The 26,074-nt window shown below is 60.1% G+C and carries 20 protein-coding genes and 1 tRNA gene; 12 read left to right on the top strand and 9 right to left on the bottom strand.

The annotated features are described in order from the left end of the window. The first annotated feature begins 8 nt into the window (after positions 1-8). The 4 genes from guaB (at position 9) to VOI23_RS05940 (ending at position 5,797) form a co-directional block, all read left to right on the top strand. Positions 9-1,457 carry an IMP dehydrogenase gene (guaB, locus tag VOI23_RS05955; protein ID WP_323782984.1) on the top strand — a complete coding sequence of 483 codons (1,449 nt, stop codon included), beginning with the start codon at positions 9-11 and terminating at the stop codon, positions 1,455-1,457. Continuing rightward, positions 1,457-2,242, top strand: coding sequence for an MBL fold metallo-hydrolase (locus tag VOI23_RS05950; RefSeq protein ID WP_323782981.1), 786 nt, complete (start codon positions 1,457-1,459; stop codon positions 2,240-2,242). The genes guaB and VOI23_RS05950 overlap by 1 nt, the downstream gene beginning before the upstream one ends. After that, positions 2,239-3,432 carry an RsmB/NOP family class I SAM-dependent RNA methyltransferase gene (locus VOI23_RS05945; RefSeq protein WP_323782978.1) on the top strand — a complete coding sequence of 398 codons (1,194 nt, stop codon included), beginning with the start codon at positions 2,239-2,241 and terminating at the stop codon, positions 3,430-3,432. The genes VOI23_RS05950 and VOI23_RS05945 overlap by 4 nt, the downstream gene beginning before the upstream one ends. A 61-nt stretch (positions 3,433-3,493) precedes the next feature. Then, on the top strand, positions 3,494-5,797 hold the full coding sequence (locus VOI23_RS05940; RefSeq protein WP_323782975.1) for an ATP-binding protein: 2,304 nt from the start codon (positions 3,494-3,496) through the stop codon (positions 5,795-5,797). 71 nt (positions 5,798-5,868) lie between these two features. Here VOI23_RS05940 and VOI23_RS05935 read toward each other — a convergent pair whose 3' ends face one another. The 6 genes from VOI23_RS05935 to VOI23_RS05910 all read right to left on the bottom strand — a co-directional run bounded on the left by VOI23_RS05935 (position 5,869) and on the right by VOI23_RS05910 (position 12,751). Further along, positions 5,869-9,399 (bottom strand): beta strand repeat-containing protein, encoded by a 3,531-nt coding sequence (locus VOI23_RS05935; RefSeq protein WP_323782972.1) that lies wholly within the window; start codon positions 9,397-9,399, stop codon positions 5,869-5,871. Positions 9,400-9,589: 190 nt separating this feature from the next. After that, positions 9,590-9,955: a hypothetical protein gene (locus VOI23_RS05930; protein ID WP_323782969.1), complete on the bottom strand. Its 366-nt coding sequence runs from the start codon at positions 9,953-9,955 to the stop codon at positions 9,590-9,592. An 18-nt stretch (positions 9,956-9,973) separates the two neighbouring features. Then, entirely contained in the window at positions 9,974-10,279 is a 306-nt protein-coding gene (flgM, locus tag VOI23_RS05925) for a flagellar biosynthesis anti-sigma factor FlgM (RefSeq protein ID WP_323782966.1), read from the bottom strand. Between the two features lie 55 nt (positions 10,280-10,334). Then, on the bottom strand, positions 10,335-11,090 hold the full coding sequence (flgA, locus tag VOI23_RS05920; RefSeq protein WP_323782963.1) for a flagellar basal body P-ring formation chaperone FlgA: 756 nt from the start codon (positions 11,088-11,090) through the stop codon (positions 10,335-10,337). Continuing rightward, entirely contained in the window at positions 11,087-12,190 is a 1,104-nt protein-coding gene (locus tag VOI23_RS05915; RefSeq protein ID WP_323782961.1) for a hypothetical protein, read from the bottom strand. Before VOI23_RS05915 ends, flgA begins: the two co-directional genes overlap by 4 nt. Before the next feature lie 3 nt (positions 12,191-12,193). Next, a complete protein-coding gene (locus tag VOI23_RS05910; RefSeq protein ID WP_323782958.1) occupies positions 12,194-12,751 on the bottom strand; it encodes an LPP20 family lipoprotein in 558 nt (185 codons plus the stop codon). Positions 12,752-12,934: 183 nt separating this feature from the next. Here VOI23_RS05910 and flhA point away from each other — a divergent pair, with 183 nt between their 5' ends. From flhA to VOI23_RS05895, 3 genes are read left to right on the top strand one after another with little or no spacing between them, the layout of a single operon-like run. Further along, on the top strand, positions 12,935-15,070 hold the full coding sequence (flhA, locus tag VOI23_RS05905; RefSeq protein WP_323782955.1) for a flagellar biosynthesis protein FlhA: 2,136 nt from the start codon (positions 12,935-12,937) through the stop codon (positions 15,068-15,070). Positions 15,071-15,081: 11 nt separating this feature from the next. Continuing rightward, positions 15,082-16,422, top strand: coding sequence for a hypothetical protein (locus tag VOI23_RS05900; protein WP_323782952.1), 1,341 nt, complete (start codon positions 15,082-15,084; stop codon positions 16,420-16,422). An 8-nt stretch (positions 16,423-16,430) separates the two neighbouring features. Continuing rightward, positions 16,431-17,141 (top strand): FliA/WhiG family RNA polymerase sigma factor, encoded by a 711-nt coding sequence (locus VOI23_RS05895; RefSeq protein ID WP_323782949.1) that lies wholly within the window; start codon positions 16,431-16,433, stop codon positions 17,139-17,141. A 45-nt stretch (positions 17,142-17,186) separates the two neighbouring features. Here VOI23_RS05895 and VOI23_RS05890 read toward each other — a convergent pair whose 3' ends face one another. Then, complete coding sequence (locus VOI23_RS05890; RefSeq protein ID WP_323782946.1) at positions 17,187-17,819, bottom strand: response regulator transcription factor; 633 nt, start codon at positions 17,817-17,819, stop codon at positions 17,187-17,189. Positions 17,820-18,048: 229 nt separating this feature from the next. On the opposite strand from VOI23_RS05890, the gene VOI23_RS05885 reads away from it, so the two are divergent. Together VOI23_RS05885 and VOI23_RS05880 are read left to right on the top strand one after the other, a co-directional pair. Next, on the top strand, positions 18,049-18,177 hold the full coding sequence (locus VOI23_RS05885; protein ID WP_323782943.1) for a hypothetical protein: 129 nt from the start codon (positions 18,049-18,051) through the stop codon (positions 18,175-18,177). 323 nt (positions 18,178-18,500) lie between these two features. Next, positions 18,501-21,125, top strand: coding sequence for a hybrid sensor histidine kinase/response regulator (locus VOI23_RS05880; protein ID WP_323782940.1), 2,625 nt, complete (start codon positions 18,501-18,503; stop codon positions 21,123-21,125). A gap of 40 nt (positions 21,126-21,165) precedes the next feature. Here VOI23_RS05880 and VOI23_RS05875 read toward each other — a convergent pair whose 3' ends face one another. Next, a complete protein-coding gene (locus tag VOI23_RS05875; RefSeq protein ID WP_323783704.1) occupies positions 21,166-22,485 on the bottom strand; it encodes an ATP-binding protein in 1,320 nt (439 codons plus the stop codon). Positions 22,486-22,537: 52 nt separating this feature from the next. Here VOI23_RS05875 and VOI23_RS05870 point away from each other — a divergent pair, with 52 nt between their 5' ends. The 3 genes from VOI23_RS05870 (at position 22,538) to VOI23_RS05860 (ending at position 23,870) form a co-directional block, all read left to right on the top strand. Beyond that, positions 22,538-23,458 carry an MBL fold metallo-hydrolase gene (locus VOI23_RS05870; protein WP_323782937.1) on the top strand — a complete coding sequence of 307 codons (921 nt, stop codon included), beginning with the start codon at positions 22,538-22,540 and terminating at the stop codon, positions 23,456-23,458. Positions 23,459-23,530: 72 nt separating this feature from the next. Then, positions 23,531-23,605, top strand: a tRNA-Asn gene (locus tag VOI23_RS05865). A gap of 91 nt (positions 23,606-23,696) precedes the next feature. Beyond that, positions 23,697-23,870, top strand: coding sequence for a hypothetical protein (locus VOI23_RS05860; RefSeq protein ID WP_323782934.1), 174 nt, complete (start codon positions 23,697-23,699; stop codon positions 23,868-23,870). 342 nt (positions 23,871-24,212) lie between these two features. Here the strand turns inward: VOI23_RS05860 and VOI23_RS05855 are convergent, their stop codons facing one another. Further along, a complete protein-coding gene (locus VOI23_RS05855) occupies positions 24,213-25,943 on the bottom strand; it encodes a methyl-accepting chemotaxis protein (RefSeq protein ID WP_323782931.1) in 1,731 nt (576 codons plus the stop codon). Positions 25,944-26,074 lie beyond the last annotated feature (131 nt).

Genomic DNA, 26,074 nt, shown 5'->3' with positions numbered 1-26,074 from the left:
GATGCCAAATGGAGATTCGTGAGGCCCTGACCTTCGATGATGTTCTGCTTGTTCCAGCCGCGTCCAGCGTTCTGCCGTCTACGGCCGATACACGGACCCGGGTGACCAATACTATTGACCTCAATATCCCGCTGCTGAGCTCGGCAATGGATACCGTGACCGAAGCGCGCATGGCCATTGCCATAGCGCAGGCCGGTGGCATGGGGGTGATCCACAAGAACCTGACGGTGGATGAACAGGCCATGGAAGTGAGCCGGGTCAAGCGGTTCGAATCCGGCATCGTTTACAACCCGGTGACGCTGCGCGCCGATCAGACGCTGGCCGATGCCAAGGCGCTGATCGAGCGGTACAATTTCACGGGGTTCCCGGTGGTTGATGGTAGCGGCAAGGTGCTGGGCATCCTGACCAACCGCGACATGCGTTTCGCGTCCTCCGACGACACGCCGGTACAGGCGATGATGACGGCGGAAAACCTGGCGATGCTGGCGGAACCGGCGGATCTGGAACAGGCTAAGAACCTGATGAAGGAGCGGCGGATCGAGAAGCTGCTGGTGCATAACGGGCAGGGGCGGCTGACCGGGTTGCTGACATTGAAGGATACCGAACAGGCGGTGTTGAACCCGACCGCCTGCAAGGACCATCTGGGCCGTTTGCGGGTCGCGGCGGCCTCGTCGGTCGGGGATGCGGGATTTGCCCGTTCCGAGGCGTTGATCGATGCCGGTGTGGATATCGTGGTCGTCGATACCGCACATGGCCATTCCGCGGGCGTGATCGAAGCCGTCAAGCGGATCAAGGCGCAGTCGAACGCGGTGCAGGTGATTGCCGGTAACGTGGCGACTGGTGATGCGACCCGGGCGCTGATCGATGCCGGGGCCGATGCGATCAAGGTCGGGATCGGGCCGGGGTCGATCTGTACCACAAGGATGGTCGCCGGTGTCGGCGTGCCGCAGCTGACCGCGATCATGGATTGCGCATCGGCGGCGGGTGACGTGCCGGTCATCGCCGATGGCGGTATCAAGTTTTCCGGCGATTTCGCCAAGGCGATCGCGGCAGGCGCGTCCTGTGCCATGGTTGGCAGCATGATTGCAGGCACTGATGAAAGCCCGGGTGAGGTGATCCTGTACCAAGGCCGGTCGTTCAAATCCTATCGCGGCATGGGGTCGCTTGGCGCCATGGCGCGCGGGTCGGCCGACCGCTATTTCCAGAAGGACGCGGCCAGCGACAAGCTGGTGCCGGAAGGGATCGAAGGTCAGGTGCCCTACAAGGGGTCGGCGGGTGCGGTGATTCACCAACTGGTCGGCGGCTTGCGCGCGGCGATGGGCTATACCGGCTGCGCCACGGTCGCGGAGATGCGCAAGAACTGCCAGTTCGTGCGGATCACCGGATCGGGCTTGAAGGAAAGCCATGTGCATGACGTGCAGATCACCCGCGAAAGCCCGAATTACCGGATCGGATAATGGAGCACGTATTTAACAGCGTTGCGGGACGGGTGACATGCCTGACCGATGGGGTGATGTCCTTCGCGCCTGAGGTCTTTGCGGCTTTGCCCGGGGCGGAGCGGGATGCGCTTCTGGCTGCGGCGGGTGAAACGGACATCCGGACCGAGTTCAACTGTTTCCTGCTGGAACAGCCCGGGGCGGCGCCGATCCTGATCGATGCCGGCTGTGGTGTTTTGATGGGGGACAAGGCCGGAGCGCTGGCAGGACAGTTGGCCGAACGTGGCATAGCGCCCGGGGCGGTCGAGCGGATCATTTTCACCCATCTGCACCGCGACCATGTTGGCGGCGCGCTGGATGGCGAACGGGCGGTGTTCCCCAATGCCGAGATTGTCATGCTGGATGCCGAAAAGGCGTTCTGGCAGGGCAAGCTTGATCAGCCCGGCGGCGTTCTGATCGCTGCCTATGAGGGGCGTATCCGTACCGTGTCCGACGCTGATGAAATCGTTCCGGGGGTATTGGCGTGGCACCTGCCGGGGCACACGCCGGGCCATATGGGGCTGCGGATCGGCGATGATTTGGTGATCGTCGCCGATATTCTGCATGCCGAACTGCTGCAATTGCCGCATCCCGAGCTGTCGCCGATCTATGACACCGACGGGGGACAGGGGGCGGAAACGCGCCGCGCCGCGATGGCGGAGATTGCCGCGCGTGATCTGGTTTATGGCGGCGGGCACCAGCTGAGCCCGGAAAAATTCGGCCGGTTGCGTCCTGCGGGGCAGGGTTTCGCAAAGATCGCGCCATGACGCCGGGCGCGCGGATTCAGGCCGCTGTGGAAATCCTCGACCGCTGGCTCGACGGCGAGGCTGCGGAAAAGGCGCTGACCGGCTGGGCGCGGCGGTCGCGGTTTGCCGGGTCCAAGGACCGCGCCGCGATCCGCGATCATGTGTTCGATGCGATCCGGTGCAAACGGTCCTATGCCGCGCTGGGCGGAGCGATGACCGGGCGCGGGCTGATGATCGGATTGGTCCGGGCACAAGAGATCGAAGTTTCAGAGTTGTTTTCTGGTCAGGGTCATGCGCCGGAACCGCTGAGCGACGCGGAAATGGCGGCCGGTGAGGCGCCGCAAGGGGCGGCGGCGCTGGATTTGCCCGACTGGCTGGAACCGATCTGGCGCGACAGTCTGGACGAGCGGGCCGAGGCGGCGGCGCTGGCGCAGCGCAGCCGCGCGCCGGTGATGTTGCGGGCGAACCTGCGCAAGACCGATCTCGATCAGGCCCGTACCGCGCTGAGCGGCGAGGGGATAGAAACCCGGCCGGTCGAGATATCCGATACCGCGCTGTTGGTCGAGACCGGGGCCCGCAAGGTGGCGCTATCACAGGCGTTTCAGACCGGATTGGTGGAATTGCAGGACGGTGCCAGTCAGGCGGTGGTCGATGCGCTGCCACTGACCGACGGCATGCGGGTGCTGGATTATTGCGCCGGGGGCGGCGGCAAAACCTTGGCGATGGCGGGGCGGGCCGACGCGCGTTTTTATGCCCATGACGTCAATGAAGGCCGGTTGCGCGATCTGCCCGACCGCGCGGCGCGGGCCGGGGTCGAGGTCACGCTGCTGCCTGCCGGGGACGTGCAGGGTGATTTTGATCTGGTGCTGTGCGACGCGCCCTGTTCGGGCAGCGGCAGTTGGCGCCGGGCCCCGGATGGCAAATGGCGGCTGAGCGCCGGGCAGTTGCAGCATCTGACCGAGCTGCAGCGCGACATTCTGGATCAGGCGGCGGGGCTGGTGGCGGCAAACGGTGTTTTGGCCTATGCGACCTGTTCGCTGTTGGCGGATGAAAACGACAACCAGATCGCGGCCTTTCTGGCGCGGCATCCCGGCTGGACCGAGACCCAGCTGCAACACTGGCTGCCGGGGCCGCAAGGTGACGGGTTTTTCCTGTCATGCTTGATCAGGGCGGATAGTGATGCAACTATAGATCGCAATTTTTCGGGTTAATCGTCGATTAATTTCTCTCAGCGCCTAATGCGGGAGAAGAATCAGAACGAGAGCTGACTTGTTGCAATCGCTATTCAGGATGGACCCTACGGTCCCCCGCAAGGTCTGGAACCGGGGCACCGGTATTTTGCTGCTGATTGCGGCGCTGGCCTGTCTCGCTGTAGCGGCGAGAATGAACGGGTCGGTCCTTGGCGCGGCTCTGGCGGCGGCGGGGGCGTCGGTCCTGTGGGCGCTGCTGATGATCGGGCTGGTGCAGTGGATTCGGGGACGATCCAGACGCCGGATGCTGTCCCATATCGCCGATTTCGTCGAACATGATACCGCGGCCAGTTTTGTTGCCGATGATCTGGGCCGTCTGCAATACCTGAACCCGGCGGCGCGGCAACAGTATCACACGCAGGAAGCCGAAACGATCGAGGCGGTGTTGCAGGATATTTTTGCCCATCCGGTCGCGATTCTGACGCGGTTGCAGCAAAAGGCCAAGGTCGCAAGGACCGCCAGCGACGATATCGTGACCCGCAAGGGGCATATCCGGCTGAATGTGCATCGGTTGCAGTCGGGCGGATATCTGTGGCGGATCGAAGACATCGGAATGGGTCCGGCGCGGGCACGTTGCGGGTCGGGATTGCCGATGCTGACGGTGGGGCGCGGCAATACGATCCTGTTTATGAACGAAGCCGCGCGCGATTTTGTCGGCGAACGGGTGCGGACGCTGAACAGCGTCTTTCCCAATCTGCCGCTGCGGGATGGCGGTTTCAACATGGCGCTTTCTGTCGACGGGCCGCGCAATTGCCTGATCCACGAAGTGGAACATCACGGTGCTCAGAGAGAAGTGTATTTCCTGCCAATGATCCGCGAAGAACAGGTCATCGAAGCAGGCAAGGCCGCCTTTGACGGTTTGCCTGTGGCGGTGCTGCGTCTGGGCAGCGACGGCACCATCCTGCGGTCGAACCGGTTGGCGCGGGACCTGTTATGCATGGGCGACGAGGACGATCTGAAACTGCCGGAGCTGGTCGAAGGTCTGGGCCGCCCGATCCTGGATTGGCTTTCGGCGGCGGCGGGGGGCGGGTTGAATAATACCGAATTCCTGCGGGTCAAACGGTCCGATCACGACGTGTTCGTGCAAATATCGCTGAACCGGGTGTTGGAAGCCAAGGGCTACGCATTGATTGCAGTTTTGCATGATGCAACCGAATTGAAGAGCCTTGAGGCGCAATTCGTGCAAAGCCAGAAGATGCAGGCTATTGGTGAATTGGCAGGAGGTATTGCACATGATTTCAACAACTTGCTGACTGCGATATCGGGTCATTGCGACCTGTTGATGCTGCGCCATGATAACAGCGATCCGGATTATCCCGAACTGGTTCAGATCAGCCAGAATTCCAACCGCGCCGCGGCTTTGGTCGGGCAATTGTTGGCCTTTTCGCGCAAGCAGACGCTGCGCCCGGTCGAAATTGACATTCGCAACGCGCTGGCCGACCTGACCCATCTGCTGAACCGGTTGGTGGGGGAAAAGGTCAATCTGGTGCTGCGCCATGACCCGGCACCCTGGACCATCCGGGCGGATAAGCGGCAATTGGAACAGGTTCTGATGAATCTGGTGGTCAATGCGCGTGATGCGATGCCGGGCGGCGGCGAAATCCGGATCGAAGCCTTTAATCACAGTCTTGATGAACCGATGGAACGCGATCAGGCGCAGGTCCCGGCAGGGGAATACCTGACGGTGCAGGTATCCGATGACGGCTGTGGCATTGCAGCTGATAAGCGCAAAAAGGTGTTCGAACCGTTTTTTACCACCAAACGCCCCGGTGAAGGCACCGGTCTGGGGCTTTCAATGGTTTATGGCATCGTCAAGCAAAGCGGTGGCTATGTCTTTATCGACAGCGAAGTCGGGCGCGGCACCACGTTTACGCTGATGTTCCCGGTCTTTACCCGCAGCGAAACAGAGGTCGAGGCAAAACCGGATGTTGCCGTACCTGACCGGACGCCGCTGATCAGCGGTGACGCGGTGGTCCTGCTGGTCGAAGATGAAGCGCCGGTGCGCGCCTTTGCGTCGCGTGCGCTCAGGCTGCACGGCTATACCGTGATTGAGGCGGAAAATGGCGAGGAGGCGCTGGAGATGCTGGAAGATCCCGATCTGTGCGTCGATCTGTTCGTGACCGATGTGATCATGCCGGGCAAGGATGGTCCGACATGGGTGCGCGAGGCGCTGACCCGGCGGCCGTCGGCGCGGGTGGTGTTCATTTCGGGCTATGCCGAGGATGCGCTGGACAGCGACAAGGGGGAAATCCCCAATTCGACCTATTTGCCGAAGCCGTTTTCACTGACCGATCTGACCGAAACGGTGCAGCGTCAATTGCACTAAGCCGCGTGCCGGAAGGGAGCGGCAAAGGCCCCCGGTGGGATTGCGGACCCGTTGCCGGACCCGCGCCGCGATCACAGGGTGATCAGGAGATCGTCCAGCACTACCGGAACGCCGGTATCGGTGGCGAAGGTCACCGCGAAGATACCGTCGAAATGGGTGATATCATCGACCCCTGCCGCGTCGTCGGCAAAATCCACCGCGTTGAAATCGAGCAGTTCCGCACCGTCGGAGGCATTGACGATGAATTCGAACGTGTCGAGTTCGGTTTGTTCGAGAGTATAGCTGCTAAAGGATGCGTTGAACGGGGTTTCGACCAACGAGAGCCCGTAGGTGGTCATCGTTACCGTCACGTTGTCAGCCCCCAGGGTGTTGAGCGACAAGCCGTCGAAATCGAATGTCGAAAAACCGTAGTCTTCGATCGGGAAGTCGGCAAGCGTCAAACCCGCCGGAGCAAAGCCTGCAAGCTGGACCGGATCGCCACCGATTTCGGCCGTGCTGTTTGCCGCGAGCAGGCTGAATTCCTCGTCCAGAACGATTTCATAGATCGGGGCGCCGCGTTCGTCGAGAACCGGTTCGCCGGTTTCGTCCAGCACCGGCACCTCGATCGTGGTGAATGTGCCCGCCAGCACGTTATTGCCGCCCGGGGTGGTCTGACCGTTGATCAGGCCATCGTAAAGGCTGCTGCCGTCGCGACCATCACCGTTGCCGACGAGCTCATCGGTTTCATAGGCGATGGCGCTGCCGCGGAATTGGATCGTGTCATAGACGGTGACCGCGACGAAGGCGCCGGAATCGCTGGAAAACGGTTCGAAATCGAAGACCGACTGGGCCGGTGGGGCGGTATCGGCAGGATCGATATAGTTGTAATCGACCGTCCCGTGGGCCGTGTCGATCCCATCGGTCACCGAGTAGAGCAGCGACCCGATCTGGTTTTCGCCGTCGGCAAGGCCGAGATCGGCAAAGTCGATGGTGACGATTCCGGTGACGTTGTCGAAACTGTAGGTGGCGTAATTCGGCGCCTCGGTCGCCGGATCATAACCGAACACGAACCCATCCACGGTGATCGTCAATGGGTCGCCATCGGCGTCGGAAACAAGCGTGCTGAGGTCGATCTGTAGTGACGTCGTACCCGGATCGTCCACGATCACGTCCTCAATGCCGGTCTCGCCGACAGGGATATTGCCCGCGACCGGCGGGGTATTGCCGGCGCCGGGCGTGTCGCCGGCGATTTCCAGCGTGATCGTGTTGGAGGCGGTTTCGCCAGCGGCGTCCTGCACGGTGAAGGCGATTTCGATCAGGCCCTCGTCGCCTTCTTCGAGGAAGAACTGGGTCAGGTCGATGGCAACATTGCCTTCGCCGCCCGTACCGCCCAGATAGGCGACATTGCGGGTGATGCCACCGCCGTCGACCCATGTCATCGAGGTGATGTTGAGCGTGTCGCCCGCATCCGGGTCAGTCGCCAGATCGGAAAACGCGATACTGACCTGACCGTCGGCTTCGTCGAGCCCGTTGCGGGTGACTTCATAGGCGGTGGGCGCGGTGTTGGGGCCGCCCGTGGGTTCGTTAACCCCGTTGATGGTTAACGCCAGTTCCCCGGTGGAGGCGGCATTGGGCGCACCGCTGTCATCGGTGACGGTGAAATTGAAGCCGGTGAGGATGGATTCACCGGTGCCAAGGAAAATGCTGTCATTCGAGAACAATCCGCCCGACAGCAACGCATCCGGGTTGATCGCGATCAACCCGTCGCCGACCACGCTATAGGGAATTGGCGTACCGCTGCGCGCCAGCGCGATGTTGGAGAAGCTCAGGTTATCGCCGTCCGGATCGCTGACGTAATCGCGCAGGTCGATCTGGATCAGGGCACCGTTGACTTCGACCACGCTGTCGGAAACCGCCCCGGCAATCGGGGATTGGTTTTCGCCGATGATGGTCATGGTGACCGTGGCGGTGTCGCTGCCGCCATTGCCGTCATCGACGGTGTAGGTGAAGGTGTCGGTCGCGGTTTCGCCGAAGTTCAGCGCGTTGAAGACCCCGTTCGGATCGTAATCGAACGTGCCGTCGCCATTATCGGTGACAGTCCCGGCGGTCAGCGCGGTGTCGACGCTGAATGTATGGCTATCGCTGGCGTCGATGTCGGTGAAATCGGCGGTGATGGTGGTGCTGCCGCTTTCGCCGACCGAGTCGGCGACATCATTGGCTTCGGGATCGTCATTGGCTCCGTTTATGGTCATGGTGACCGTTGCGGTATCGCTGCCGCCATTGCCGTCATCGACGGTATAGGTAAACGTATCGGTCGCGGTTTCCCCCACGGCCAGCGTTTCGAACTGACCGTTCGGGTCATAGCTGAACGTGCCGTCGCCATTATCGGTGACGCTGCCGACGGTGCCGGTGGTGTCGATGCTGAACGTGTGGCTATCGCTGGTGTCGATGTCGGTGAAATCGGCCGAGACGGTCGTGCCGGGGCCGTCTTCGCCAACCGCGGCGGCGACGGCATTGGCGACGGGATCGTCATTTTCGCCCGTTATGGTGATGGTGACGGTGCCCTTGTCGGAGCCGCCATTGCCGTCATCCACGGTATAGATGAAGCTGTCGGTCGCGGTTTCCCCGACCGCAAGATATTCGAACAAACCGTTGGTATCATAAGAAAATGTTCCGTCGCCATTGTTGGTGACGTTGCCCGTGGTCGCGATGGTTTCAAGACTGAATGTGTGATTGTCGGACAGGTCGACATCGGTAAAATCGGCCGCAATCGTGGTGTTGCCGCTTTCGCTGACCGAGGTGGCGACATCATTGGCTTCGGGGGCATCGTTGACGCCGGTTATCGTGACGTCGAAAGTCTGAACGAAGCTGCCGCCCTGATCGTCGGTGCTGGTCACGGTGACGGTTTCGGTGGTGGATTCACCGGCGGCAAGCCATTGATAGCCATCGCCGGGGTCGAAATGCAGACCGAATCCGGTGGCCGATCCCAGTCCGGTGCTGCCCGGTGTCGGGCCGCTGATGACGCTGACCGAGGCTGGCAGGGTCACATCCATCGCATTGGTCGAACTGACAGACAGGGACGGGGCGACGACGCTGTCGCCATCGAAATCAATCAGCGTCATGCCGAAGTCTGTCGGGCTGTCTTCGTCGGTGGTCTGGTCCGCGACCACGGCCACCGGGGCGTTATTCGTGCCGCCGGTCAGATCGACGGTGTAATCGTAGAATTGGATATAATCGACATCGTGCAGGCTGTCGGTGCCGTCGTCGCCATCGGCGGTGTTCAGATCATCGACAATGATGCGGCTGTTTTCGGTCGAAAGAGCGTATTCGGCCACCGAGCCGGCATATATCGCGGTGTCACTGCCGCCATTGCCATTGATCGTATCGTCGCCTTCACCACCGGTGACGATGTCATCGCCATTGCCGGTCTGGATGAAATCATCGCCGTCGCCACCATCAATCAGGTCGCCACCGTTGCCGGCATTGATCGTGTCATCGCCGCCAAAGCCGTCAATCGTGTCGTCGCCGGAGCTGCCGTTCAGGTGATCGTCATTCTCAGTGCCGTCGATGTCAGATCCGAGCTTTACCTTGAACGGGCTTTGGATACCAAACAGGTCGGTCATAAATACATCCCCCTAGTATTTGATCAATTTTTAAAAAATATTTGGGGAAGCTTAGCACAAAATTTCATTTTTTTAGTGAATTTTTAACTTTCGTTGCTCTCCACAGGGGGGGCGGCCGGACATGACACCCGGAGAAGACACAAAAAGGGCCGGAAAAACCGGCCCTTTTGCTTTGGTATTAAGGAATTAATCAGTTTTGTCTGTAGCGGTGCAAGGTGCGCGCTTCGTCCAGACTGAGACCGACCGAGGTGCTGATATGTTCGGGATCACCGCCCATACGCGCAATCGAGATCGCCTGTTCCACCAGCCGTTCATCGGCGAGGGTGGTAACTTGGTTGGCGATTTTGGCCATTTTTTTGTTCTGATCGCCGATCAGCGCGGTCTGCGCCCGGAACTGGCTGTCGAGCCGGTCTTCGAGAGCGTCGAGCAGATCGACCGTTGAACGGTCATGCGTTGCATAGGCTTTGCGCAGTTTGAAGCGATAGCCCAAAACCACGAAAGCCGCCGCAAGAAGAAGGACGCTGGCCCCGAGATGGATCATTTGAACGGTGGTCATGAATTCGTCCTTCGTCGGTTAGCCTGCGAGTTCCAGATAGCCCTGAAACAAACTGTCGGTGATCTTTTCCACATCGACGGGATAATTTCCGTCCGCCAACTGGCCTTTGATGCGGTTGACCATTTCTGTGTCAAACGGTGGTCCAGCCTTCAACTCGCTCGGCACTGAACTGGCAGTTGCGCTCAGTTTAACTTCGTCGGTATTTGCCCCCGCAACCGACGCAGCTTTCTGAGGCGCAGCAGGCGAAGCTTTCGCCCCTGATGCACCAGTTGTAACAGGCCGTGTGGCTGAGGCGTTGGGCGATATTTTGATCGGATCGACCATAGCTCTCTCTCCTGTCCGATGAGTGTCATTTCTCGCATATACTAACGGCGCGGCTTCACTGGGTTTTAGCAATTATCTGAACTTTCTGAGGTCCGGCGACGATGGCGCGTAACACGCGACCGCTGGAGCTGTTTCTGATCTCGATAAGATCACCTAACTGTCCGTTTTCTAACGCAATTCCAGGCATTTTGACCGAAATTGCGCTGTTGCTGAATCCGATTGCGATGGGCGTTTCACGGGTGATCAGCCAATTTTGTTCCAGTTGCCGGGCCTGAATTTTGCGTCCCTCTGCAACATTTGTCACCAACCGGCGGCCGATCAGATCGGCCGGATCGCTAAAGGTACCGAGCGCCACGCCGGTACCGGCGGGGACCATTTCAATATCGCTTTGGGTGATCACCGAACCGCGTTTCAGGCTGCGGCTGAGGGTGGCGACCTGGCGGCCATCGCTGGCGGGAGCGACGGGGCGGCTGGTGCCGGGGCTGTGATTGAGGCTGGCAGTGGTGCGCAGGTGGCGGGTCCAGGCGCGCGGTGCGTCGCAGCTGAGCCGGATCACCGCCCAGGACCCGTTAGACGGGCTGACGCTGGGAATGTGATCACAGGGCGGGAAGCTGCGGGCAGCCGAGATATTTTTGCCCGCCGAAATGCCGCGCTGCTGCAAGGCGGCGTCGAGCAGATGTTTCAGGTCGGCCCCGCCGATGCCGTTGGGATAGGCCGCAGCCGCACCGCTATCGGGGGCGGCGGCAGCGTTTGTGGCGATCAGCGCCAGAGCCAGCGCCAGAGTCAGGGCAGGTTTAACCGCGATCTTCATCTGCCCGCATCCACGAAACGTACGATGCGGCCATCGAAAACAGACGTTTTCATCGCCGGGTCGAGCGGGCGCAGCACGGCGTTGTCGCGGCCCAGTTTGATGATTTCCAGCGCCTCGAAATCCGAGGCGGGGTTTTCGGTAAAGGCCAATGCGCCACGGGTCAGGCCCTGACGGCTGCCGACCGGCACGCTGAGCTTGCCGCCGGACCGGACCACATGGGCCGCGACCGGGGTGCAGGTGGCCAGATCGACCAGACCTTCGAGAATTTCGCTGAAGCCCTTGGATAGTTGGGCCTGTAATTTGGGTCGTTTGGCACCCAAGGCAGAGGATATCGGCCCGGAGCCGGGGAGTTTCACTGCGTTGGACAGGGTGCGTTCGGTGACCTGGCCGGTGCCTTCGATCAGCTGAATCTGCACCCGCATCACCAACTGACGGCCTTTGCCGTTGCCGTATTCGGTGTCGATGTCGAACCATGTGGCCAGTTGAGTGTCGCCGCCTTTCAGCCGGACATCGCCCCGGGTCAGCGACGCATAGGACATCGAGGTGTTTTTCGAACTGGAAATGGGTTTCTGACCCTGCGCCAGCACATTGTCGAGAGTGACCGAGCGTTTGCGGTCGAGCCGCGCCAGCGCATCGTTGAACAGATCGGTCCCCATCTGCGCCGCCCAGGCAGGCGCGTTCGGCGACACGCGGATATCGGGCGGCAATGTCACCAGTACCAGATGCCGGCGGGCGCCGCAGGCCGGCCCTTCGAGCGGGGCGACCAGCGCGCGCAGGCGGATTTGTACGGTATTGCCGCCCCAGGCTTCGCCCAGATTGTCATAGCGCAGCACCCGTCCGGCGGCGCGCATCATGGTCAGGTCGCGCACTACGCGGCCCTTGTCCACGACGGTATGGCCTTTCATGCTGACGCCACCGGCCATCCCGGCCGCGATCAGCGCATCGGCCAGCGCCCGGCGTCGCGCGGCAGGCTTGTCCTTGCTGTTGGCGGCGACGGCATGGCCGATCACTTCGACCCAGACCGCCTGAGCGGAGGCCGCAAGCGGCAGGCCGATCAGATAGATCAGCGCCAGAAGCAGGGTGAGCGGCCAACGTTTCATGGTTTACACCTGGCCGCGGGCCGCCCGCAGGATATAGGCGACGGTGTCGGGTTCCAGCGCCAGAATGACCTGAAAACTATCGGAATCCTTGGGAATGATGCGCAGGGTTTTGGCGCCACGGATTTCGCCATCGACGACACCGCGCATGGTGTCGCTGCGGATGACGGAATCGCGGATGGTGGTGTCCGAACTGAGCTGCATCCCGTGGATCTGTTCGGTCAGGTCGCGCATCGCGTCCAGCCGTGCCGCCCGCATCGCCATCAGGCGGCGTTCATTCAGCGTCTTGCCGGGCTGGGCGCTGATCTGGGAATAGCCGACGCCGGTGATCTGCACCGGCGCGGGGGTCGGTTTGAACATTTCACCGATGGCATTCATCGGGGCGACCTGCTTGCCCGACAGAGCATCGAGGTTGTCCTTGGTCACGGCCAGTGCTTCGGTCGATTGCGCCGCTGCGGAGGGCAGCGATTGCACAGCGCTGCGCGGACCGGCGCAGCCCGCGATTGTCATGCCTAGGGTCAGCGCGGTGCCGATAATCGGCAGGGCAGGGGATTTACGGGACATCGGGTGTACTCCTCGATTGCGAACAGGGCTTTGGCCTGAGGTTTGCAAGCAACGTGCCAAGGTCGGTTCCCAAGTGGTTAAGAAAAGAAAACTTGGTTGCCGGGTCTGGCACGGGATTTGCAGTTCCTTTCAGCAACAGGGGCGTTCGTCCCGCACCGCACAGATGTAAAGGCACGCAGATATATGGCTGAATTCAGCGCCAATATGGGACCAAGCGCATCGCGCCAGATGTTGAACCGGGCCGGAGGCATGACCTTGCCCTTCGGTATTCTGGCGGTGGTGGCGATGATGGTGCTGCCGTTGCCGGTGCTGCTGCTGGATGTGTTTTTCGTCTTTAATATCCTGCTGGCGCTGCTGGTGCTGATGGTGTCGCTGCATTCCTATCGGCCGATGGATTTTTCCAGCTTTCCCAGCGTGTTGCTGATCGCAACGGTGTTGCGGTTGGCGCTGAACGTGGCGTCTACCCGGATCGTTCTGACCGAAGGGCAATCCGGATCGGGGGCCGCCGGGAAGGTGATCGAAGCCTTTGGCGCCTTTGTCATCGGCGGTAATTTCGCGGTCGGGATCGTGGTTTTTGTCATCCTGATGGTGATCAACCTGATGGTGATCACCAAAGGTGCGGGCCGGGTATCGGAAGTGTCGGCGCGGTTCACCCTGGACGCGATGCCGGGCAAACAGATGGCGATCGACGCCGATCTGAATGCCGGTATCCTGACCTCGGAAGAAGCCCGCGAGCGCCGTGCCGATGTCGCCACAGAGGCCGATTTTTACGGTGCGATGGACGGCGCGTCGAAATTCGTCAAGGGCGATGCGGTCGCCGGTATCATCATTCTTGCGGCCAATATTCTGGGCGGTATCGTCATCGGCACCATGCAACATGGCATGGAGATCGGGGCGGCGGCGCAGAACTATGTTTTGTTGTCGATCGGCGATGGTCTGGTCGCGCAGATTCCGTCGCTGCTGTTGTCGATTGCCACCGCGATCATCGTGACCCGGGTGTCGTCCACCGCAGATATGGCCAGCCATATCGGATCGCAGATGAATATTTCGCGCGCCTGGGTTCCGGTGGCGGCGGTTCTGGGCATTCTGGGCATGGTTCCCGGCATGCCCAACATGATGTTCCTCAGCGCGGCGGCTGCGGCGGGCGGCGCGGCCTGGTTTGCCAAGAAGCGCGACGCGCAGAAGGCGGCGGATGCCGAACAGGAACAGGCGGTTGCCGAACGCAAGGATCAGGTCGAGACGGATAAACCGTCGGCTGCGATCACCGCCAAGGATGTCACTGATTACGCGCCGATTTCGATCCAGATCGGCTATGGGCTGATCCCGCTGATCGACGGTGGCGACAGCAGCGCGCTGGTGTCTTCTGTGACCGGGGTGCGCCGGGACGCGTCCAAGGCGATGGGTTTCGTGGTGCCGGGGGTGCGCATTCGTGACGATCTCAATCTGCAATCGAACCAGTACCGTCTGAAAATCGGTCAGGCCATCGTCGGCGAAGACAGCGTTTATCCTGATCGTAAACTGGCGTTGCCCGGCGGCATGTCCAAGCGCAAGCTGAAGGGCATCGAATGCAAAGATCCCAGCTTTGGCATGGATGCGGTGTGGATCATGCCGCATCAGCAGGCCGAGGCGGAAGCCGACGATCACGTGGTGGTCGAACCCGAATCTGTGGTGGCGACCCATCTGAGCCAGATGATTTATGCCCATGCAGACAAATTGATTGGGCCGGATGACGTGCAGACACTGCTGGATATCCTGGAGCGTATGGCGCCGACCCTGATCGACACCGTGGTGCCGAAACTGGTGCCGCTGCATACGCTGACATCGGTTCTGCGCCACCTTCTGACCGAACGTATTCCGGTGGGCGATCTGCGCCGCATTCTGGAAGGGTTGGCGGATATTTCCGGGATGGGCATGGCACCGATGGAAATGGCCGAACGGCTGCGCCCGTCGCTGGTGCCGCAGATGCTGCAACAGATCGTGCCGGTCAATCAGCCGTTGCCGCTGATCACGTTGGGCCCGGAGTTGGAGCAATTGTTGCTGCGGTCGATCCCGCAGGGCGGAGCCGCCTTGATGGTCGACAATGCGCTGGCCGAGAAAATCGTCGGTGGGCTGTCGCAGATCAGTGAACAACTGGCCGCCGAAGGCCGCCACCCGATTGTAATCGTTGCCAGCGCCCTGCGCCGGCCATTGGCTGCCTTTACGCGGATGCACGCGCTGGATTGCGTCGTGCTGGGGCTGGATGAATTGCCCGAAGGTCGCCGGATCGAAGTCGTGTCCACCATCGGTGGCCATGAAGCCGTGCCGAACATGGGTCAATAGGAGAAGATCGCATGAGCAATATCATCATCATTCGCGCTGCCGACAGCAGTTTGGCCATGGATGAAGTGGTCCGGCAATTGGGACCGGATGCGCTGATCCTGTCGACCACCAGACGCAACGGTATGGTAGAAATCGAAGCGACTCTGGAAGAGGAAGACGAAAATTCCGGTCAGCTTGAGGCGGGGAAAACCGAGGCCGCGACCGCCTCTGCCGCTGACAGCAAATCGTTGCTGGAAACTGCGCCATCGACCTTTGAGGCGCTTTTGAAACGGCGGTTGGAAGAAGACAAGGTGGACGCCCTGATCACTTCGGCGCGTCAGAGTGCAGAAGGCATGACGCCTTCGGACCCGACGAGCCCGCCGCTGCCCGAGCCTGAGACCGATCTGGGACCCGCGCCCGAGATTATTCGCCCCACGCCGGAACCGGCCCCCCAGGCGCGGCCCGAGCAGATGCGCGACCCCGTGCCGGAGACCCGGCCCGATTTGAGCGCGGCTCAGGTCCCGCCGCGGGAGCCGGTACAAGAGCGGCTTGAACCGGAATCGCGGGTGACCGGGCTGGGGGCTTTCGATATTCCGATCCCGGCGCTGGCATCGCATGTGGTCGAGGCGGTTAAGGAAGATCTGGACTATTTCGACCGCAGTTTTCAACTGATCGGGCTGAGCAAGGCCATCGTGTCGAGCCTGGTGCCGGACCGCCCGACCGAAGCTCTGGGGGCAGGGCGGTTTTGGCTGGCCGGTCCCGATATGCGGCAAAAGGCGCTGGCGGCGATCCGGCTGGCCACCCGCAAGCTGGATGCAGGCGAGGAAAAACCCGCCTTTTACGTGATGGGATCGGAAGCGCGCGCTGACGCGGCCTTCCTGGCCTCCAAGGCGGAATTGCTGGGGCTGACGGTGTCTTTGGTCGATGAAAGCGTCGGCCGTAATCTGCCCGATAACGTGCCCGGATCGCAGATTGTTCTGTTGCCCGATAATGCCAGCAGCGCACGGGAATATGCACAGAAATTCGAACATGATGGCGACAAGGGCGTGTTGGTTCTGCCGACGGTCTATGGCCGCCGGACGCTGGAATCGGTTTTGCAGGGCTGGTCCGGGATGGATGTGCAGCTGATGTTGTGCAGCCCGGAACATGAACAGGTCCCGGCCGAGCTGGTGGCATGTCTTTTGCAATTCAATTGGCAGACGGCGTGGGTCAGTGAGGGCGAGGAAATTCTCGACAATCTGACCCAGGTCAACGCTGAAACGGTCATCAACTGGATGCGCGGCTGGATCGCCGCGCCGTCTGAAACCGCCGCGCCGCAGGGTGCCCCGCTGTTTCACAGTTATCAGACCGCGCCGCGGCGAAAGTTTGAGTGAGGACGGTAATGATTGCGCAAAAGGGTTATACCCAACAAACAACCGACCCGGACACTCTGGTCAAAGAGCACATGCCGCTGGTCCGTAAGCTGGCCTGGCATTTCATGGGGCGGGTAGGGCAGTTTGCCGAGATCGACGACCTGTTGCAGGCCGGGTATCTGGGGCTGATTGATGCCAGCCGACGCTATACCGTGCAGGAAGGGGTCAGTTTTTCCGCCTATGCGGCGATCCGTGTGCGGGGCGCGATTGTCGATCTGTTGCGGCGCAATTCAAACCTGTGCCGGTCGACGATTTCAATGCAGCAGAAGGCCCGTGTCGCCGAACGCCGGTTATCGCAGCAACTGAGCCGCGAACCGACGCCGCACGAAATGGCGGCAGAGCTGGAATTGCCGATCGAGGAATATCTGAACTGGGAATCCCGGTTTCAGGCCAACAAGACCCAGTCGCTGGACGAGGTGTATTCCGATCATTCGGCGTTGTTTGAAGACAACAGCGTCAATCCCGAAGATGCCACCCAGCATCAGCAAATCCGCGCCATCATGAAAAAGGCGGTGTCGGAACTGCCCGAGCGCGAGGCGCTGGTGTTGCAACTGTATTACGTGGAAGAGATGAACATCTACGAAGTCGCCGCGATCCTGGGAGTGACCACAGGACGGGTATCGCAGATCAAGAAAGCCGCGATTGGCCGCTTACGCGACCGAATGAAGGGTTCGTTCTGAATAAGAACGCCCAAGGATCGCGGGGGAAATCGCGGCAACCGGGGTTTAGAGCAAACCCTGGTCGCGCGCGGTGATCACGGCATGGGTGCGGTTGTTTGCGCCCAGCTTTTTGCAGATAGATTTCACATGCATCTTGATCGTCGCTTCGGACAATTGCAGCGAATTGGCGATTTCCTTGTTCTGCTTGCCTTCGCCAAGACATTCCAGAACCGTCTTTTCGCGCGCGCTGAGCTTGCCGACGCCGTCGCCAGTATCCGTGGTGTCTTCGCGCATCAGGTCCAGCGGCACATAGGTTTCGCCGACATGCATGAAGCGGATTGCGATGGCCAGGCTTTTGGCCGGCATCGTCTTGGGCACCAGGCCTGCCGCGCCCTTGGCCAGCGATTCATCCAAGATGCGGCGCGTCGGTGTGCCGGTCAGGATGGCGACCGGGCGCTTTTTGTTCATCTTGATGGCGCGGGTCAGACCCTGCGTGCCATTCATGCCGGGCATATTGTAATCCAACAGGACAACGTCATAGCCGCCATTGGCGGTGATGGCGGAAAGCGCCCCGTCCAGATCGGTCGTTGTGGTCACATCCATATCCGGCTGGGTAGATAGGAACATCGACAATACGTCCAGGATCATACCGTGGTCGTCTGCGATCAGAACACGGATTTTAGTGCTGGTGTCGTTCATAAGTACCTCTTTTGCCTTTAGCCATACGAACTAGTTACTCGAGTATATAAACGGCTAGCCGGAAGGATTATTTTACGTTTCTTTTTGATTAGATCATCCCGAACGCGAAGAACAAGCGGGAATGACCAAATTAACATACTTTAGTATGTATGAGTAGCCCGAAGTCTAGATTGTCCGGACAGACCGCAAGCTGTAATATTTTACACATACAATAATAGGAAATTGACCTGTGTACCCGGTGTTTTTGCGTGCGGTTCTTGTGCTTGCCACGGTTGTGGTTTTGATTGGCGAAACCGCTCAAGTGTTCGGGCTACATGATGCAATCGGCCTGACCCGTTACGATACCGATTTCGGATGACGACCGCAGCCGAGGCTGATTTGGTTCTTGAATTGGCGTAACATTTTGTCATTCTGGGAAACAATGTCTTGTTGAGTGGACGGTGAATGCGCCCCGTTGCTGTTCCGTGCATGGGGAATGAGAGTTCGCAATGCGTTTACCCGTATCCGGAACGGTGGCGCGTCTAGGGTCATCATCCCTGAAGTGACACCCGGTCATGCCGGGATTTGTGAGGAAAGGTGTATCTAAGGCGATTCATTTCGGAATTGGGCGGTGAAATTTTGCATCCGGTCACCATCAGGGGGGGCCGTGTTGCCGGAGCCGTTGTAAAAAAGAGGAACTGAATGTTCGGGGAATCCCGTACCCTTGAGCGAAAAGGCAAGAAATGGGTATGGGCCGCCTGGGTTGGGTTGGCTTGTTCCCTGTTGATTGCTGTGGTGTTCTTGGTGAACACCTTGTGGCGCATCGCCGATATTCTGGAGCAGCGCCATGACCAGACCCGCTATCAGGGCGTGGTCGTTTCCGAAATCGAAATTGATCTGACCCGGCTACACGACCTGTCCGAGCTGGCCATAATGTCCGCACCGGGCGATGCCGTTTTCGCGGATCTGCGCGAGGAATTTACCAACGTCCGCCGCCAGATCGAAGACGCCCATGCGACCTGGAAGGGCCGGACGCAGCCGGATGACAGGCCGCTGGAGCGGCTAATCACGGCGCAGATTGAATTTTTAGAACAATTACATCCTGTTATGAAGCTATCGGATGCCGGGATCGTACCCCGACTGGGGGCCATGATCGTGGCCATTGACCAGTTGAGCCGGGCCAGAGGGATCGCGGTTACCGAGTATTTGAAAGTGGTTCAAAGCCGCATCGAGGCCAATAACGAGGCGTTGTTTCGGGGCCTGTCGCAACTTGCCTTCGCCGTAGCGACGATCATGGTTTTCATGGTCGGGGTGATCATTCTGGACGGATCGCTGTTGTTGAAGCTGCGGCAGAAGAACAAGATCATTATGCATGCTGTCGCCAATCTGAGTACTGCGGTTGAAGCGTCGCGCGATGCGTCACTGATGCTGAACGCCAGGGGTGTCGTCGTGTCCTTCAGTACCGCGGCGGAAAAGATGTTCGGTCTGGATCAGAAAGAGGCGCTGGGGCGTCCGTTTACCGATTTCGTGTCCAGTGAATTGCCCGACGAAGAAATTCTGGACCGCGTTTCCACCTGGATCAAGGCACCGCCGAAATGGTTCAAGGAGGGTGGGCGGCTGGACATGAAGGGCAAGAAGCCCGACGGCAAGAGCTTTCCGATCGAGGTCGGGTTCGGCATCCTGCATGGCGACGGCGACGAAGCGATGCTGATCGCGTCGATTCGCGATCTGACCGCGCAGGCGGAACGGGAAGCGAATTTGATGCAGGCGCGTAATGAGGCTTTGCAGGCCGAACAGGCCAAATCGCGGTTCCTGTCGGCGATGAGCCATGAAATGCGTACGCCGTTGAACGGGGTGCTGGCCAGTCTGGACCTGATGCGGGAAACGACACAGTTGAACGCACGACAGATGGAATTGGCCGAGATCATAGAACGCTGCGGCGACGATGCACTGGAACAGGTGCAAAACGTGCTGGAACTGACCCGGCTCGATCATATGGCCGCAACGCGGGTTGAACTGGAACCGTTTGCGCCTGTGATCGTGCTGCAAAAGCTGGTTTCGCGGGCCGAATCGCGGGCGCGGCTGAACCGTAATACCCTGCGCCTGGAAACCGATGTGCCGGATACATTGCAGGTCGAGGGCGCAGAGGTGCTGTTTCAGCAGATCATGCAAAACCTGTTGTCCAATGCGCTCAAGTTCACCAGTGATGGGGAAATCAAGGTGGCGCTGACCGCAGAGGCGCTGGAAAACGGCAATATCGCTCTCCGCGCCAGCGTGATCGATACCGGAATCGGTATCCTGCCAGAAGATCTGGAGCGGATTTTCAAGAATTTCGAAACCATCCGGGGGTCTTATTCCCATTTCAATTCGGGGACTGGTCTGGGATTGAGCATCGTCCAGCATTCAGCCGAATTAATGAACGCAAAGATCTCGGTGGACAGTACGCCGGGCAAAGGCAGTGCATTTACGCTTGAAGTCGAGTGGCCTAAAGTGGAGTGTACCGCCGACACCGTTACGACACTGAAGCGACGAAACGTCAAAGACCAAGAGAAATCACCCCTAATGGATATTCTAGTCGTCGAGGATAATGAGATAAACCGGCGTATGCTGGTCGATATGCTTCATTCCAAGGGACACAGCGTGACCGAGGCGGTAGATGGTCTGGAAGGCGTGTCGATGGGGCGTGACACGGCCTATGATCTGATCCTGATGGATGTCAGCATGCCCAAACTGGATGGTGTCGGGGCGACCCGGATGCTGCGCCAGTTCGGCAAAAGCAAAAACGCTCCGATCGTCGCGGTGACCGCCCATTCGCAGCCCGAACATTTGAAGGAATTCCTTGAATCTGGCATGGATCGGGTGCTGACCAAGCCGTTGCGGATGAGCACGCTGGACCAGTTGTTCGATGATTTGTACGCAATGGCGCCAACAGCAGATGACGGCGCGGCGAAAGAGGACCACGACCCCACAGAGCCGGAGGTGGATATGGAGAAGATGATTGATCAGGATGTTTTCAATGGTTTGCTCGACATGCTCGATGCCGAATCCCTGGGCAGCTATCTTGATCAGTTCGAAAGAGATGCCGAAGCGGTGTTTCCCGCCTATACGGCAGCTCTTGATGCCAATGATTTCGCCACCGCCCGTGCCGAGGCACATCGTTGTGCAGGCGGGGCTGCGGTGATTGGCGCGGCCGAAGTGCATTCGGTGTTGCAGGGCATGACCCATGCCGCCGATGATCAGGACGCCGCCAAGGGCAGGGCCCTGGCGGAACCGCTGCTCAGGCTGACGGCGGATACCCTGGGGTTGATGCGCGCCCGGCTGAGTTAACCCGACCTGGTCTGCCGCAGGTCGCGGGCAGGGGGGCGGGTCAGCGCCCGATGACGATATCGGCCCGCAGGCCGCCCAGTTTTTCGCTTTTGTCCAGTCGCAGAGACCCGCCATGCGCGCGCGCGATATCGGCTGCGATGGCAAGGCCCAGCCCGACGCCGCTGGCGCGGTTCTGATTGCGGGCGCTGTCAAGCCGGGTGAAGGGTTTGACCGCATCGCCGCGCCGATCCGCAGGAATGCCGGGGCCGTCGTCTTCGATCCTTATCCGCAAAGATTTCTCGGTCAGCAGGATCGACACCTCGGCGCGGGTGCCGTAGCGCACCGCGTTGTCGATCAGGTTGGTCACCGCCCGGCGGATCGCCAGCGGGCGCAGCATCACCCGGCCCTGATCGGCACCTTCTGCCCGATCCAGCGTGACCGGGATATCGGTGCGCTGGCAGTCGTGGATGATCCGTTCGACCAGATCGAAGGGATCGGTGCTTTCTGCGGCGACATCGCCAGCGCCGCGGGTGAAGGACAAAAAGCCGTCCAGCATCCGTTGCATGTCGTCGACATCGTGCAGCATGTCCTTGGAATCTTCGCTGTCGAGCATCGACAGGCCGAGTTTCAGCCGGGTCAGCGGCGTGCGCAGGTCATGGCTGACCCCCGACAGCAGCAGGGTGCGTTGTTCGATTTGCCGCTCGATCCGCGCCCGCATGTCGAGAAAGGCGTTGCCTGCGGCGCGCACCTCCAGCGCACCGGAAGGCCGGTAGGGCACGGTGCGGCCCTTGCCGAAAGCTTCGGCCGCTTCGGCCAACCGCTTGATCGGGCGCAGCTGATTGCGCAGGTAGAAAAATGCGATCACCGTCATCAGCGCGCCGAAAAACACCATATTGACGAATAATTGGTGCGGCTGGGTGGCCGAAACCCGGCGGCGGTCGAAATGAAATGCAATCAGACCGGCCGGGGTCGCGACATAGACACGGACGTTATAATCGTCAGGCAGAGTGATCCGGCGGATGTCGGACAGGTTTTCACGCAGCGAGGCATCGACGATGACCCCGGTCAGGTCGTACCAGCGTCTGAGACTTCTGCCGGGGATATCGGCGGGCGCAACGCGGGTGACGTCGATTTCCAGCGCCCGGGCCAACGCCGTCAGCTCGGGGGGCAGCGCGTCGTCGGGCCCGGGCAGCCGGTCGATCAGCAGTTGCACCTCGCGCGCGGCGGCGCGGGTCATCTGCTGTGTCACCCCTTCGAAATGGCGTTGGATGAACACAACCGAGACCACCAGTTGCAAAGTGACAACCGGCAGGATCAGGATCAGTGCGGCCCTTGAATACAGGCCGCGCGGGACATAGCGTTTGAGCCAACGGAAATTCAGATGAAAATTCATGCCCGGAGCCTAGCGGCGCGGGCAGCAGGAAGGAAGCCCCATGCAAGCGCCCGATGATTTCGATCCCCCTATTGGCGTTGCCGAAACTCTGGCCCCGGGCCTGCGCCGGATCGTGGCGCCGAACCCGTCGCCGATGACCTATCGCGGCACCAATACCTATCTGCTGGGCACTGATGAAATCGCGGTGATTGATCCCGGTCCCGAAATTGATGCCCATCTGGAGTCGATTCTGGCGGCGGTAGGGCCGGGCGCGCGGATCAGCCATATCCTTGTCACCCATACTCATCTGGACCATTCGCCGCTGTCGCGGGCGTTGTCAGAGCGGACCGGCGCGCCGATCTGGGGCTATGGCGATACCCATGCCGGGCGCAGCGCGGTGATGCGCAGACTGGCCGCAACCGGGATGCTGGGCGGTGGCGAAAGCCCCGATCTGGCGTTTCGGCCCGACCATCTGATCGCCGATGGCGACGTGATCGAAGGGGCGGATTGGCAGCTGACCGCCCTGTGGACGCCGGGGCATTACGGCAACCATCTGTGTTTCCGCTTCGGCGACGCGGTGTTGACCGGCGATCTGGTGATGGGCTGGGCCACCTCTCTGGTTTCGCCGCCCGATGGCGATCTGACCGATTTCATGGCATCGTGCGAAAAGCTGCAGGCGCTCGGCGCGCGGGTGTTTTTTCCCGGTCACGGTGCCCCGGTCACCGAGCCGCAGGCGCGGCTGGACTGGCTGTTGGACCATCGCCGCGGCCGCGAGGCGCAAATCCTGTCGGCATTGGCCGAACAGGCCGACACCGCCGAGGGTCTGGCGCGGCGCATCTACACCGATACGCCGCCGGCGCTGCTGCCTGCGGCTACGCGCAACGTATTGGCCCATCTCATTGATCTGGTGGGTAAAAACGCCGTTTCGCCGATAGGAGAACTTGCTGCGGATGCGCGGTTCGAACGCGTCGGGCAGGGCTGAGAATTTTTTCGCAAAAATGTGACAAAACCCTCTGGACGCGGGAAAATCCCCTAGCTATACAGCGCGACATGTTCCGGCGTAGCTCAGCGGTAGAGCAGTTGACTGTTAATCAATTGGTCGTAGGTTCGATCCCTACCGCCGGAGCCATAAAATGCCCTTAAGTCCCTGAGACTTGAGGGCTTTTTATTTCTTCATCGCAAACACTGTTTTTCGCCGAGTGGGCGCAGGCGGGACAAGGTTGCGTGACTTTTCAGTGTCGGTAGTCAAGGGGGCTGGGGTCGCCAATCGAGCTTTGGGCGATGTCTCAGGCATGTTCGGCCATGCCATTCAGGGGGCAATGCGAAGCCTTGGGTGCCTTGAGGATGCCCTCAATGCCGACGTCGATCTGGTCTCGGGTGGCGTTTACGTCTGATCGGGCGTGTCTGCAGCAGGCGTGATTACCGGGGCCAGAACGGTCTTTACGACCTTTGGTGTGATGAACCCTTTGCGGACCCGCATCAGGCTTGCCAGTCTGACGCAGAAATTACAAACGATTTCAGGAGCTTGCGCCGGTTTCGGCACCTTTCTGTATACACCGATACGACAACGACGACCGGCCAGACAGCGCGATTGGTTTCTGCCGATCCTGCTTGCTGGTGAAAACAGCCGACCGTTCCGCCCGTTCATGACAGCGGGTCAGGCTGGAGAGGGCACCCGGCCAAAAAAAGGCGGCCCCGAAGGGCCGCCTTTGCCGATGGGAAAGCCCGCCCATCCGCTATTCGGCTGCGATCTTATTCGCTGCCGGATTCTGTTCCAGATACGCCTTAAACTTGGCTGCGACCTCGGGGGGCAGGCTGTCGAGATCGGGCATGCCGGGCCGGGCGGCCATGCTGGTGCTTGCGCGCAGCTTGAACCGGGCCAGCTGACTGAGCATGTGATTGGCGCTTGAAGACAGCTCTTCGGCGCTGGCGGCCAGCGAGGTGGATTCGGTATCGGTATTCGCCGCACTGGTCGAAATTTCACCCACCGCCAGATTGATATGTGCAATCGCACCGGTCTGTTCCTGGGTCGCCTGATTGATTTCGCTCACCAGCGACTGCACCTCGCCGAAGGCTTCGGACAGTTCCTTGAAGGCGCTGTCCATCGTATCGGTGATGGTGACGCCTTCGGTGATGGCTTGGGTCGATTTGTCGATCAGGTCGGTGGTTTCGCGCGCTGCCTTGGCCGAACGCTGGGCCAGATTGCGCACTTCCTGCGCCACCACGGCAAAGCCGCGGCCATGCTGACCGGCGCGCGCCGCCTCGACCGCGGCATTCAGAGCCAGAAGGTTGGTCTGAAACGCGATTTCGTCGATCACCTTGTTGATCGAGCTGATCGACCGGGCCGAGCTGTCGATGCCTTCCATCGCCTGTTTCATCCGGGCCATGGTGTCGCGTCCCTCCGAGGCGGTTTCATTCGCCGTGGTGGCGACGGTCATCGCGCTGTTGGCGGCGCTGGAGGTGGCGCGGACCATGCTTTCGGTTTCATCGAAGCTGGACGAGATCTGATCAATCGCAGAGGAGGTGTGTTGTGCCCCGGTAGACAGGGTCGAGGAGGTCGAAGACACCAGTTCCGCCGCCTTGGTGACTTCGTTGATCTGGGTTTTGAGATTGTTCACCAGATTGCCCAGTTCGCCAAAGGTTTGGTCGAAGGAGAGCATGACATTGTGATATTCGCCTTCGAAATTGTCGAGGTCGATGGTCAGCGACAGGTCGCCCTGCTGGATCGCCTGCGAGGCCCGAAGGATTTCATCATTCATCTTTCGGAAGGCCGCGCGGACCAGATCGACGCTGTCGTTGATCTGGGCCTTTTCACCAGGGAAGCGTTCCAGTTCGTAATCGAAGTCGCCCTTGGCGAAGGCCTGAACGGTTGCGATCAGCCGGTCCTGCAGGTGGATATGGCCCCGTACCATGTCATTGACGGCACTGGCCACCTCCTGCAGATCGGTGGGGAATTCTGCGGCGTCGACGAAGGTATTGATTTTGCCCATTTCATGGGCCGTTCCCATCGCCTTGGTTTCCGACAGAAAGCGTTCCAGATCGTCCTTTGCCCTCAATTCGCCGGTCCTGTCCTGCCATTCGACGACGATTGCGTCCAATGTGCCGTCATCGCGGAAATTGGGCGAGGCATGGAAGCCGAGATAGGTGGAACCGATCTTGAATTTGGCTTCGTGCCGCGCGGTCAGCCGCGCGATGAGTTCCCGCTGATAGGTCGGTGTTTTATGAAAAACGTCGATTGGCTGACCAACAATGTCGCGCGCTTTGAAGTTAGGTAAATCTGTCTGGATGTCGTCTTCGAGACGTTCAAACATGTCATAGCCAACACTATTCACAAAACGGATCACAAGATCCTGATCGCAGACCATAATCGGACAGCTGAGATGTTCGTAGGCGCTGTAGGCTGTTTGCTTGGATAGGTCGCTGATGCCCTGGCTCGTTTCGTTTGTGTGAGGTTTTTTATCTGGCATTTGTGCTCACTCTTAAATTTTCGAATACTAAACCGCGACACTGCGCGATCTTCCAAGCCAACGACATCCTTCCGGGTGTTTTTACCGGACAGATTGTCGCTTCAAGATTGAATTCGAGAAAATGAATTTGA

Source organism: Thalassovita sp., from assembly GCF_034670005.1.
In the GTDB taxonomy this organism is placed as follows: Bacteria; Pseudomonadota; Alphaproteobacteria; order Rhodobacterales; family Rhodobacteraceae; genus Thalassobius.
This window is presented reverse-complemented; position numbering and strand designations above follow the sequence as displayed.

Bases quoted from the DNA above. Each gene is read 5' to 3' on its own strand.
- guaB (WP_323782984.1), top strand. From the start codon at position 9: ATGGAGATTCGTGAGGCCCTGACCTTCGATGATGTTCTGCTTGTTCCA.
- VOI23_RS05950 (WP_323782981.1), top strand. From the start codon at position 1,457: ATGGAGCACGTATTTAACAGCGTTGCGGGACGGGTGACATGCCTGACC.
- VOI23_RS05945 (WP_323782978.1), top strand. From the start codon at position 2,239: ATGACGCCGGGCGCGCGGATTCAGGCCGCTGTGGAAATCCTCGACCGC.
- VOI23_RS05935 (WP_323782972.1), bottom strand. From the start codon at position 9,399: ATGACCGACCTGTTTGGTATCCAAAGCCCGTTCAAGGTAAAGCTCGGA.
- VOI23_RS05930 (WP_323782969.1), bottom strand. From the start codon at position 9,955: ATGACCACCGTTCAAATGATCCATCTCGGGGCCAGCGTCCTTCTTCTT.
- flgM (WP_323782966.1), bottom strand. From the start codon at position 10,279: ATGGTCGATCCGATCAAAATATCGCCCAACGCCTCAGCCACACGGCCT.
- flgA (WP_323782963.1), bottom strand. From the start codon at position 11,090: ATGAAGATCGCGGTTAAACCTGCCCTGACTCTGGCGCTGGCTCTGGCG.
- VOI23_RS05915 (WP_323782961.1), bottom strand. From the start codon at position 12,190: ATGAAACGTTGGCCGCTCACCCTGCTTCTGGCGCTGATCTATCTGATC.
- VOI23_RS05910 (WP_323782958.1), bottom strand. From the start codon at position 12,751: ATGTCCCGTAAATCCCCTGCCCTGCCGATTATCGGCACCGCGCTGACC.
- flhA (WP_323782955.1), top strand. From the start codon at position 12,935: ATGGCTGAATTCAGCGCCAATATGGGACCAAGCGCATCGCGCCAGATG.
- VOI23_RS05900 (WP_323782952.1), top strand. From the start codon at position 15,082: ATGAGCAATATCATCATCATTCGCGCTGCCGACAGCAGTTTGGCCATG.
- VOI23_RS05895 (WP_323782949.1), top strand. From the start codon at position 16,431: ATGATTGCGCAAAAGGGTTATACCCAACAAACAACCGACCCGGACACT.
- VOI23_RS05890 (WP_323782946.1), bottom strand. From the start codon at position 17,819: ATGAACGACACCAGCACTAAAATCCGTGTTCTGATCGCAGACGACCAC.
- VOI23_RS05880 (WP_323782940.1), top strand. From the start codon at position 18,501: ATGTTCGGGGAATCCCGTACCCTTGAGCGAAAAGGCAAGAAATGGGTA.
- VOI23_RS05870 (WP_323782937.1), top strand. From the start codon at position 22,538: ATGCAAGCGCCCGATGATTTCGATCCCCCTATTGGCGTTGCCGAAACT.
- VOI23_RS05855 (WP_323782931.1), bottom strand. From the start codon at position 25,943: ATGCCAGATAAAAAACCTCACACAAACGAAACGAGCCAGGGCATCAGC.